The following is a 10,435-nucleotide window of genomic DNA, read 5'->3' as shown; positions in this document are numbered from 1 at the left end:
GCAACCGTTACGTTGACCTACCTGTGATGACGGTGATGGCTATGAAACATAGGTGCTCGACTTGGGTTTCGCTCGCAGCGCTTGCGTCGCTGTCAATGCCCGCTTTTCCGGCGGACCTGACTATTAATTTCAATGGTCAGTTCGTCGTACCGACCTGCAACTTTTCGGTCAATGGCGGAAACATCGCGAACATAGGAATTTATCCTGACACGTATTTCAATACGAATACGTCAACACCTGCTGTGCAGATTCCGATCGTTGCAACCGGGTGCATCGCGGGCATCAACACCATTCATCTTTATTTCTCAGGTGAGGCAGATGCTTCGAACAACCACGTATGGGCTGTAAATGGTGGATCTGGGGTTCAAGGCGTAGCTATTGAGCTGCTGTACAACGCCCAATCGACAGAAATCTGGCCGAACTCTCTCATTGACTGGAACGGTGTTGATCCGAGTAACCCACCCAGTACATTCAACATATGGGCGCATTTCTACAAAACGACTGGGCCCATTACTGCAGGCAGCGTCAACGTGCCCATCACTATCAACTTCACTTATAACTGATCATTGGCAGCAGGACATGGTCATACGTACATTCGTTTTGAAAATCGCTATTACCACAGGCCTGTTGTGCGTCGCTTCGTATGCACAAGCTCAAACGACCTTCGACATCGTCGGCGCGATTACCGTGGGTACCTGTCAATGGGCGGTCGGTGACGACAATCGCACCGTTGTATTCGATCCTATCGATGCCAGCGTGCTCAACGCGCAAGGCTCGGGCAACTTTAAAACATTCAGTCTCACCCTCCAGAACTGTGCGCCGGGAATGGCTAGTGCGACGTTCGTGTTCGGCGGAACGCCAGATTCCGCTGATCCTTTACGTTTTCTCAATACCGGTAGCGCGCAAGGTACCGCGGTAGAACTGGAATCGGCAGATGATTTGAACATTGGTGCAAATGGCACCAACAACTCGCGCACGGTTCCTGTTGTTAGTAACGGAGCAGTGATTGCTTTGCGTGCGGGTTACTGGCGTGTAGGTGCGGTCACGGCGGGCAGTGTCGAGTCTATTGCTACGGTCTCCGTGACTTACCAGTAAGTGACAATGTGAGATAAGTTTTTTGCAATACAAGGGTGAAGGCAACGCCGACTGTGTCGCGAGGTAACGTTTCCACACAATCAATGCGTTCGCCGTTGCCGTGCCGCAGTGATCGTAACGACGCCGACGAGAATAATCGTCATGCCAACCAGATCGAACGGGCCAACTTTCTCACCCAGTAACAGCACTCCAAACAGCACGGCTACGGGCGGATTGACGTAGGCATAGCTTGTCGCCAAAGCAGGGCGTGCGTGTTTGAGCACATAGAGATAAGCGCTGAACGCGATGAGTGATCCGAATACCACTAGATAGGCCGCCCCCAATGTTGCGTGGAGGCTTGGATGGTGCGGTAGCGTCTCTCCGCCCGCGAATCCGACTACGAGCAATGCACCGCTGCCACATAGCATTTGTGCGGCCGTATTCATGGGGCCTGCCGGCATATCTTGACGACGACTCCACACCGAGCCAAACGCCCACGCAGCGGCAGCCACGAGCAGCGCAACAGCGCCCAAACGAGAGGCAGACAAGCTACTGCCCAGGTTCAATACAGCCACGCCGACGAAACCGATCAGCAAGCCAAGGGTTTCGCGTCGTGACGGCCATTCGCCGTAGAGACCCGCGAAGAGCGCGGCAAACAAAGGCATGCTGGCGACAGCGACGGCGGAGATGCCGGAGCTCACGCTTTGTTCGGCGTAACACACCAGGCCGTTGCCGAAGCCCAACAACAAAATGCCTGTGAACGCGGCATTGCGCCATTGCCGGGCGGTAGGCAGGGCGACGCCACGCAGTCGCAGTGCGCTCAGCAACAATACGCCGGCACTTGCAAAGCGGCACCCCGCGAGCAGAAAAGGAGGGTAACTTTGCAACGCGACACGAATGGCCAGATAGGTCGAACCCCAGATGATGTACAGCGCGAACATGCACAGCGGCAACCATAGGTTGTCGCGTGAGGTTTCGGTTGGGGTGATGGAGGGAGTGGCGGAATCGGTCATAAGCATGTCGCGGGGATTGGAGCGCACGATAGCTGCGTCACGCATTCTGGGGAAGAGAAGGGTATGCAAGCCTGCATTGAAACGCGTTCAACTCAAGGCATGAATCTCCAATCGGCTTCTTTTTGCTCGTTATTGACCAGCCGCGCTGTTGTAAAGCATTTCGGCGCAGGCCGGAATCCAGTGTCGACAAATTCGGTCAGTGCCTCGAACTACACACCCGATCGCTACTGGATTCCGGCCTGTGCCGGAATGACGTTGGGGCGATATACGGGTTATCGAGAATGATACGGTGGAGTTTTTAGGAGCTACATGCAGCCTTGAGCGGTCATCGCTTATGCGACGCGCTCTTGTCGAGCTCTCGCTCTAGCAACACGCGCTTGCGCTCCACACCCCAGCGCCAACCACCCAGCGAACCATCCTCGCGCACGATGCGGTGGCAAGGTACGATTAATGCCAACCGGTTGGTTCCGCATGCACGACCGATGGCGCGCGCAGCGCCAGGCTGTCCGAGTTCGGCGGCAAGTTCGCCATAACTCTTGGTTGTTCCGGCAGGGATGCGTGTCAACGCCTCCCAAACGCGCCATTGAAAAGCCGTCGCGGCGATATCCAGGGGCGGAAGTTCCGGAGCGGCTTTATCGCTCCAACCCAATTCGCTCGCGATGCGCGCAATGACGGCATCAAGCCATTCTTCGCGCCCGTTGTCGACACGCTCGCGTTCGGCGTGCGGAAACTCTGATGCTAACCGCTGTTCCAGTTCTTCATCGTTTGCGCCGAGCGTGACCGCACAAATACCTTTTGCGGTGGCGGCGACGAGCAGTTGTCCAAGTGGCGTGTCGGTCGTTGTGTAACGGATGCTCGCACCCTCGCCACCCGCGCGATAGCTGGCTGGCGTCATGCCTAGCAGGCGATTCGTGTGCTCATAAACACGACTACCCGAACCGAAGCCTGCGTCATACACCGCGTCGGCAACGGCAGAGCCTTTACGCAATGCCGATTTGAATTGGCCAAATCGGCGAGCGCGGTGGTATTCCGCAGGGCTCATGCCGTAGCGCTGGCGAAACGCACGTTGCAGACGCGTGGGACTAAGTTTGGCGATGGCAGCGAGTGCACTCAAAGACGGCGCTTCCGTCGCGCGCTCGATCAGCGCGCGGACATGTTCCAGCGGGGCTTCAAGCGTGGCGGACGAGTTGGTCATGACGGTATCCGGGGGAGGGTGCCGTCAGATTAGGCCCGCAGTGTGGCGGTAGCTATCCGAATCTTGCGTTCAGTGCGCCACCGGGCGGGACTGACGAATAACGACATATTCGCCTTCCAGCACTTCCGGTTCGTGTGGCTTCTGCGGCGCGGGGCGCGCGACCGCAACGCGGGCATGCTTCCATTGGCGCCAAATCAGCCAAAGTGCGCCGCCCACCATCAAAACGCCCGCAACAACCAGCCCAAATACCATCAGCACGCCGATAACAAATAGACCCAGCACCAGCGAAAAAGCCTGTGCGAGAGGGTGACGGCGACGATGCATCAGTGGAAGAACGATGCGCATGTTAAAAATCCGTATGGTAAAATCAAAGACTTACGCGTGTAACGATGACGCCTGAGAGCCAGCAAGGCAAGTGCCGATGGATACAGCCACCTCCCCCCGCCGCCTATGCCGGCTCGAAGACATGCCCAACGGCGAGGCCATGGCACTGGATGTCGTGCTGCCAACCTACGGCGAGGAAAGCGTCATCCTGCTTCGACAAGATGAGCACGTGAGTGCGTGGCTCAACATTTGTCCGCACGCGGGACGTCGACTCGATTGGGCGCCCGGCAAGTTTCTTATTTCGCGCGGCATGCTGGTCTGCGCTGCGCATGGTGCGAGCTTCAACATCGACAATGGTGAGTGCATCGGTGGCCCGTGCCGTGGGGAAAGTTTGCGCGGGGTGCCGGTGAGGGTGGAGCTGGGTGACGTGTTGTTGGACGCCTGAACCGTCGGTCTATCCTTTGAGTAGCTACTGACATTGTCAGCCGGGCTTTGAATATAGACGGCCAAATGATGTGTCTCTCTTTTTTGCTGGCCTCAATAGTTAGTATCCGCCGTGGCGAGAACATCCTGCGCGTCGATGCCCAGGCGATGAAAGATCCAAGCGCGTTCGTTGATCAACGCGATGTTGGCGTCGCGCAGGGGCCACTCGATAGGAAAGAGAGATCAGCGGAACATCAGGTTGATGGCGACCAGCGTAATCACCAGCACGATGCACGTCAGTGGTATACCTGCGCGCAGGAAATCCCTGCTGCGATAGTCGCCGGGGCCCGTCACCATCATCAGGGCAGGATGGCCCGAGCTCAACAGGAACGTGTTGGAGGACGACACCGCGACGATCAAGGCATAAGCGGACGGATTACCGCCTGTCGCCACCGCCACGCTGATCGCCACCGGCACCATCATTACCGTCGCACCCACGTTCGACATCACCTGCGAGAAAAGCAACGTGAGGATGGCCAGCGACGCCTGCAGAATCCACGGCGAGGCATGTCCAAGGTGCAGCAATACTTCCTGTGCCAACCACGCCGCGGTGCCGGTAGTGTCCATCGACCAGCCCAGTGGAATCAGGCACGCGGTAACGAAGATCGTTTTCCAGTTCACCGCGCGATACGCCTCGTCCATGTTCAGCACGCCGGACAGCAGCATGCCGATGGCGCCGGTCATCATCGCCACGGAAAGGTCGAGATTGGTAAATAGCGCAAGGCATTTGGCGAGCAGGAAGAAACCCACCGCCTGCCATACCTTATTGGGGCGCTGCTCTTCGCGCGGAATATCGGTGATGACGACGAGGTCTTTGTCTTCCGATACTTCCTGCAGTGCGCGCCAGCTGGAATGCAGCACAAGCGTGTCGCCCGTGCGCAGGCTTACCGAGCGCAGGTCATCGCGATAGATCTGATCGCCACGCGTCACCGCGAGCACGGAAATGCCGTAGCGCTTGCGCAGACGAAGTTCGCCCACCGATTGCTTGAGAAAGCGCGAGTTCGGCGGAATCACCGCTTCGGAAATACCTGCGCGGGTAGGATTGAACAACTCCGCCAACTGACGCATGCGCGGCGACACTTTGCACAGCTGGTTGTTGGCGAAACGATTCAGTTCCTCACGCGGCCCTAGCACGCCGAGGATCGAGCCGACCCAGATCACCTGATCGGCCGGCGGCGCCATACGTGCTTCGTTGCCGCTCTTGATGGCGAGAATCAGCGGTGCGCCATGCAACTGCTCCACTTCGCCGATGCTCATGCCGACCAGCGGGCTTTCCGCAGTCACCGTCAGCTCGGCGGTTTCACCGACGATGCCGTAGGTCTCGGCGAAGTAACTTTCCGTACGGCCGGGCGTGACTTTCTGTCGTTCGTCTTCGCGTTCCGGCAGCAGCTTGTTGGTGAAGAAGTAGAAGAACAGCACACCCGTGACGGCAAGCGCGAGGCCCACCGGGGTGACGCTGAAGAGACCGAACTTGGGCACCGTCTGCGCGCCAGGCGGCAAATTGGCGTTGGCGCTGGCGATCAGGTCGTTGAGCACGATCAGTGGCGAGTTGGCGATCAGCGTGGTGTTCGTCGCGGTGAGAATGCAGAACGCCATCGGCAGCAGCAGTCGCGAGATCGGCACACCGGTGCGCGCCGACAAGCGGCTGGTGACGGGAATCATGAGCGCGGCCAAGGCCTGGCTTGGGATCACCGCGCTAAACAGGCTCGTGACAGAGTTGATCACGACGCCCAGGCGCGATTCCTTGCCGCGCGCCATGCGCATCACGAACTGGGCAGTGAGGCCGAGCACGCCGGCGCGGTCGAGCCCTGCGCCCATGATCATGATCGCGATGATCGCGATCACGGCGTTACCGGCAAAGCCGTTAAAGACGCGATCCGACGGGATCAGGCCGGTCAGTCCGATGACCACCACCACCAGCAGCGCCACCATGTCGGCGCGAATCCACTCGAGCACCAGCATGAGCATGGTGAAGCACACCAGCCCGAGTACCAGGATCATTTCCGGGGTGAGGGCGAGTGCCACTATCGAACGTCCCTATGGGGCGTCGGCCAACGCTTGATTTGGCGGGGCAGTGAATGATTCACGTAGTGACTCGTCCCTGTTTGACGTAAAAGTATAAGCGTCTGAGCAGGGACTCTGGTGAACCGTCGCCGCATTGTGAGCAGAGCGCTGCTGTCTTCAACGGAATATACGCAGCGTTGCGCTAACTCCCTCCCCTGCTGCAGGGGAGGGTTGGGGTGGGATTGCTCAGTCTTGCGTCGAGGCGCGTGTGTGTGCCCCTCATCCAACCTTCTCCTGCAGTCAGGGGGAGGAGATATGATCGGCCGCTGGATTCAGCGTTTGCGGTAAAGCAGGTCCCACACGCCATGGCCAAGCTTCAGGCCACGCCGCTCGAAATGGGTTTCGATGCGCCAATCGGGCTTTTCAGCGTATTGGCCCGGCCCCGCCGCATTACGCCAGGCGGGAGCGGCTTCCATCACTTCCAACATGTGCTGCGCGTACGGCTCCCAATCGGTCGCCAGATGCAGCAAGCCGCCGGACACCATGCGTGTTGCCAGCAGGGCCACGAATTCGGGCTGGATGATGCGCCGCTTGTTGTGGCGCTTCTTGTGCCAGGGATCAGGAAACCAGATACGCGCTTCAGCCAGCGTTTCCGGCGCGATTTCCTTCTCCAGCACTTCTACCGCGTCGTGCTTGTAGATGCGCACGTTGGTGGCATCGCGCGACGCTAGCGCATTCATCAGCCGACCCACACCGGGGCCGTGCACTTCCACGCCGAGGTAATCGCGAAGCAGGTCGTGCTCACTGGCCCATGCAAGCGCTTCGCCGTTGCCGAAGCCGATCTCCATGACCAGCGGCGCCAGTCGGTCGAAGCGTGTGTGGAAATCTTGCGCAGTGCCAGTGTAATCGATGCCGAAACGTTCCCAATGTGTTTCGAACGCGCGTTGCTGGGCAGGCGTCATGCGGCCTTCCCGCAGCACGAAGCTGCGGATGCGGCGCATGTATTCGGGCGCGTCGTGGCCGGCGCGATCGCTCATCAGCCGATGGTGCCATCGATCGGGCTGGATGCGGAGGCGAAGCGCTTGCGGGGAATGCGCCCTGCGCGGAACGCAGCGCGGCCCGCTTCGATAGCGAGCTTCATCGCGTGCGCCATCAGCAAGGGATCTTTTGCGCTGGCAATCGCCGTATTCATCAGCACGCCATCGCAGCCCAGTTCCATCGCAATGGCCGCATCCGAAGCCGTACCCACGCCAGCGTCGACGATGATAGGCACCTTTGCGTTCTCGACGATTTCCAGCAGGTTGTATCGGTTCTGAACGCCAAGGCCAGAGCCGATCGGCGCTGCAAGCGGCATTACGGCCACGCAGCCGATCTCTTCCAGTTTGCGGGCAAGGATCGGATCGTCGGAGGTGTAGACCATCACGTCGAAACCCTCGGCGACCAGCTGTTCGGCGGCTTTAAGCGTTTCGATCACGTCCGGATACAACGTGCGCTGGTCGCCAAGCACTTCGAGCTTTACGAGTTTGTGTCCGTCCAGCAGCTCACGCGCAAGCTTGCATGTGCGCACCGCGTCGGCCGCGTTGTAGCAACCGGCCGTGTTAGGCAGCAGCGTGAATTCGCTCGGCGGCAGTGCATCGAGCAAGTTCGGCGCATTCGGATCCTGGCCGATGTTCACGCGGCGGATCGCCAGGGTGACCATTTCGGCACCGGCAGCGAGCGTCGCGCGACGCGTTTCGTCCAGATCCTTGTATTTGCCGGTGCCCGTGATCAAGCGCGAACCGTAGCTCTTGCCGGCGATGATGAGGGAGTCGGTGCTGTCGATCGTCTTGATATTCATGGGGATAGTCGACGTGCAAAGCGCGGGGCGCGGGGATTAAAGACAGTGCAGCGAATCAACCGCCGCCGATGGCGTGAACGATCTCGACGCGATCGCCATCGCGCAGTTGGTGGTCGTCGTGACGGCTGCGCGGCACGATTTCGTGGTTGATCTCCACCGCGACGCGGCGGCCGGCGTAACCGGAATCCAGAAGCAACTGGGTGACAGTAGCACCGTGTCCGCAATCGCGCGGCTGGCCATTAAGAGTGATCTGCATGCCGCCTATTGTAACGGCACATGCCCGGCGATTGGCCGGGCATGTGCGGCGAGATCAGTGCTGATTGTCATTTCCATGCGCTGGCGCGGGCGCGGAGCGCGGGGCGCTCTGCGGATGGGACTGCGGTTGTGGCTGTGATCGTGGCTCGGATCGCTGCTCGGGCATGTACGGTGCCGGACGATAGTCCTGCTGCTGCTCTGCGCGATAGGCGTCGTGCGGTTGAGCACTGTCTTGCGGTCGATACTGTTCCTGTTGTCGCTGCTGCTCAGGTACGTATTCATGCGCACGCTCAGCCGCTTGATAACGCTGCTGCGCCTCGTTTTGCGGTTGTGCGTAGCTTTGTTGCGGCTCGGTGCGTGTTGGCGGTGCGTACCGCGAAGATTGAGGGGGTTGCTGAACCTGCTGGGCCGACTCGAAACGTGGTACCTGCGGAAGGTTGCCAGGGTGCGGGATGGTCGGCGTTGCTGCAGGCACCGTTGCCGTATGCGAGTAATTTCCGCCGGTGATGAGCCGCGGCGAATTGGCAACCACGCCAGGGTGAGCCCCCATCACACGCACGTTGGAGGCGGGCATACCTGCACGGAACGATGCCGTCGCCGCAACCTGCGCCGCAGGCACGCCGACCGCCACGACCTGACGATTGAATCCCGCCGCAGGCAACGGCCGCGTATTCACGGCACGAGGTTGGCCGAAGCTGGCTGGGGTCGGCCGCTGCACGTCAGCGGATGTCATCACCGTCGCCGCGGCGAACTGCTGCGGCGTCACGTGTATCTGACTAGTGTGCACATTCCTGGCGCTGGCAAACGCTTGCGCGGATACCGCCGTAAAAGCGTGCGGTACATTGCGGTTGGCGTAGGTCAAACCGGGCGGTGTGCGTCCGCTCTGATAGAAGCCGTATTGACTGTGGATGTTGTTGAACAGCATGTCCTGCGTAAAGCCAGGATGGATGCCGATGTTGGTAGCGTTGACGTTTGTGTAGTAGTTGCGCGACGCGTGGTACCACGGGTTGTAGATGTCATGCGGACCCAGCGGGAACCAGCCGACCGGGCCGCCTCGTCCCAGGCCAGCGAACGCCACCAGCGCTGGTGCATAAATCGGGCGCACGCGCGGCGGACCGGGGCGCCAACCCCAATGTCCGTGGACGAACGCCCAGCGGCCATAGTGATACGGTGCAAAGCCCCACGGCAGGCCGTCGACCCACGTCCAGCCCCACGGCGAAATCCAGACCCAGTGACCGAAGGTATATGGCGCCCAGCCCACGGCGACACCACCCGGATACCAGATGGGACCGTAATCGCCGTCATCTTCCCAGGTGCCGTAAGCCGCCAGATCCTGCGCACCCACGGTGTCGTCGGAAACGTATTGCGCGCTGGATGTTTCTTCGGTCGCGTATTCCGAATCGCGTTCGTTGCACCAATTGTCGAACGCGTCACCACCGCCCAATTCGTTGACGGTGACATTGCTCAATGACGAATCGGCGAATACGTAGCTGCGTCCGCTGTACACGTCGCGCTGTGCGCTGTTTTCGCCGTAGATCATGCCCTCGCCATCGATCACATTCACCGTGGTCGACGAACCGTCGGTGGGAACATCCACCCGGAAGCTGCCGGGTTGATTGATGACCAGCGCCAGCGTCGGGGTATCGATCTCGTACGTGGCGCCCTGATAAATGTTGCGCACCGTGATGTTCAACGTGCCTTGCGTAAGCTCGAATTGACCCGTTTGGTCGGTGAGATTGAGCACGCCGACGTCAGTTTGACTGTTGATGCGCAAAGCCGCACCGCCCAGTTCCAGTTCTGCCTTGGCGTCGGGACCGCTCGAAAGCTTGTCGCCGTTGGTAAGCGGACGGTTGACGTCGGCAGCGGTCCATTGCGTGCTGCCCGCGGGCATCATGCCCAAATCACCGGCTTCATAAGACAGTCGTGCCACGCGTGTGGGCGGGTCGTTAGCCGCGTTGCCTTGCGTATCGTCCGATTGAGCTTGAGCGAAGCCGGTGCACACGAGCAGCAAAATAGCCATAGCCATTTTCAGGCTGCGCAAGCAGGAAGCTTCAGCATTGAGTACGCGCATGGTTCTCTCCGTGCTGTAACGCGCGAGGCGGTCGCGCTTCCGTGTGTCGTCCATTTCCTGTGAATTGTTGCAGGCAGATTATGGGCGCGGCACACCGCCGCATGCATATGCCGCAAGTGTTTTCGGAAAGGGTGGTTCAGCCAGCCGCTATCTCCGATTCACATGGCGTTGCCATCGGT

Annotated in this window: 11 protein-coding genes; 3 read left to right on the top strand and 8 right to left on the bottom strand. The window is 59.8% G+C overall.

What is annotated here, in order from left to right; genetic code table 11:
- A partial coding sequence (locus VK725_RS00680) for a fimbrial protein (protein ID WP_325316146.1) occupies positions 1-563 on the top strand: 563 nt, incomplete at its 5' end.
- 16 nt (positions 564-579) lie between these two features.
- On the top strand, positions 580-1,095 hold the full coding sequence (locus VK725_RS00675; RefSeq protein ID WP_325316145.1) for a fimbrial protein: 516 nt from the start codon (positions 580-582) through the stop codon (positions 1,093-1,095).
- 80 nt (positions 1,096-1,175) lie between these two features.
- On the opposite strand, the gene yedA is transcribed toward VK725_RS00675, so the two are convergent.
- The 3 genes from yedA to VK725_RS00660 all read right to left on the bottom strand — a co-directional run bounded on the left by yedA (position 1,176) and on the right by VK725_RS00660 (position 3,627).
- Positions 1,176-2,087, bottom strand: a complete 912-nt coding sequence (yedA, locus tag VK725_RS00670) for a drug/metabolite exporter YedA (protein ID WP_325316148.1) — start codon at positions 2,085-2,087, stop codon at positions 1,176-1,178.
- A 325-nt stretch (positions 2,088-2,412) separates the two neighbouring features.
- A complete protein-coding gene (locus VK725_RS00665) occupies positions 2,413-3,282 on the bottom strand; it encodes a methylated-DNA--[protein]-cysteine S-methyltransferase (RefSeq protein WP_325316144.1) in 870 nt (289 codons plus the stop codon).
- 69 nt (positions 3,283-3,351) lie between these two features.
- Complete coding sequence (locus tag VK725_RS00660; protein WP_325316143.1) at positions 3,352-3,627, bottom strand: hypothetical protein; 276 nt, start codon at positions 3,625-3,627, stop codon at positions 3,352-3,354.
- Positions 3,628-3,703: 76 nt separating this feature from the next.
- On the opposite strand from VK725_RS00660, the gene VK725_RS00655 reads away from it, so the two are divergent.
- Positions 3,704-4,051 carry a Rieske (2Fe-2S) protein gene (locus VK725_RS00655; RefSeq protein ID WP_325316142.1) on the top strand — a complete coding sequence of 116 codons (348 nt, stop codon included), beginning with the start codon at positions 3,704-3,706 and terminating at the stop codon, positions 4,049-4,051.
- 221 nt (positions 4,052-4,272) lie between these two features.
- Here the strand turns inward: VK725_RS00655 and VK725_RS00650 are convergent, their stop codons facing one another.
- The 5 genes from VK725_RS00650 to VK725_RS00630 form a co-directional block, all read right to left on the bottom strand.
- Positions 4,273-6,090: an SLC13 family permease gene (locus tag VK725_RS00650; protein ID WP_325316147.1), complete on the bottom strand. Its 1,818-nt coding sequence runs from the start codon at positions 6,088-6,090 to the stop codon at positions 4,273-4,275.
- A gap of 335 nt (positions 6,091-6,425) precedes the next feature.
- Complete coding sequence (gene trmB, locus VK725_RS00645) at positions 6,426-7,130, bottom strand: tRNA (guanosine(46)-N7)-methyltransferase TrmB (protein ID WP_325316141.1); 705 nt, start codon at positions 7,128-7,130, stop codon at positions 6,426-6,428.
- Complete coding sequence (locus tag VK725_RS00640; RefSeq protein WP_325316140.1) at positions 7,130-7,930, bottom strand: thiazole synthase; 801 nt, start codon at positions 7,928-7,930, stop codon at positions 7,130-7,132. The genes trmB and VK725_RS00640 overlap by 1 nt, the downstream gene beginning before the upstream one ends.
- Positions 7,931-7,985: 55 nt before the next feature.
- A complete protein-coding gene (gene thiS, locus VK725_RS00635; RefSeq protein WP_126673332.1) occupies positions 7,986-8,186 on the bottom strand; it encodes a sulfur carrier protein ThiS in 201 nt (66 codons plus the stop codon).
- A gap of 54 nt (positions 8,187-8,240) precedes the next feature.
- Entirely contained in the window at positions 8,241-10,256 is a 2,016-nt protein-coding gene (locus VK725_RS00630) for a DUF6600 domain-containing protein (protein WP_325316139.1), read from the bottom strand.
- Positions 10,257-10,435 lie beyond the last annotated feature (179 nt).

The sequence above is a fragment of the Dyella sp. genome (assembly GCF_035486915.1).
Lineage (GTDB): Bacteria > Pseudomonadota > Gammaproteobacteria > Xanthomonadales > Rhodanobacteraceae > Dyella_B.
This window is presented reverse-complemented; position numbering and strand designations above follow the sequence as displayed.

Excerpts from the sequence above, each read along its gene's own strand:
- VK725_RS00640 (WP_325316140.1), bottom strand. The coding sequence starts at position 7,930 with ATGAATATCAAGACGATCGACAGCACCGACTCCCTCATCATCGCCGGC.
- VK725_RS00675 (WP_325316145.1), top strand. The coding sequence starts at position 580 with ATGGTCATACGTACATTCGTTTTGAAAATCGCTATTACCACAGGCCTG.
- VK725_RS00630 (WP_325316139.1), bottom strand. The coding sequence starts at position 10,256 with ATGCGCGTACTCAATGCTGAAGCTTCCTGCTTGCGCAGCCTGAAAATG.
- VK725_RS00665 (WP_325316144.1), bottom strand. The coding sequence starts at position 3,282 with ATGACCAACTCGTCCGCCACGCTTGAAGCCCCGCTGGAACATGTCCGC.
- VK725_RS00650 (WP_325316147.1), bottom strand. The coding sequence starts at position 6,090 with ATGATCCTGGTACTCGGGCTGGTGTGCTTCACCATGCTCATGCTGGTG.
- VK725_RS00660 (WP_325316143.1), bottom strand. The coding sequence starts at position 3,627 with ATGCGCATCGTTCTTCCACTGATGCATCGTCGCCGTCACCCTCTCGCA.
- trmB (WP_325316141.1), bottom strand. The coding sequence starts at position 7,130 with ATGAGCGATCGCGCCGGCCACGACGCGCCCGAATACATGCGCCGCATC.
- thiS (WP_126673332.1), bottom strand. The coding sequence starts at position 8,186 with ATGCAGATCACTCTTAATGGCCAGCCGCGCGATTGCGGACACGGTGCT.
- yedA (WP_325316148.1), bottom strand. The coding sequence starts at position 2,087 with ATGACCGATTCCGCCACTCCCTCCATCACCCCAACCGAAACCTCACGC.
- VK725_RS00655 (WP_325316142.1), top strand. The coding sequence starts at position 3,704 with ATGGATACAGCCACCTCCCCCCGCCGCCTATGCCGGCTCGAAGACATG.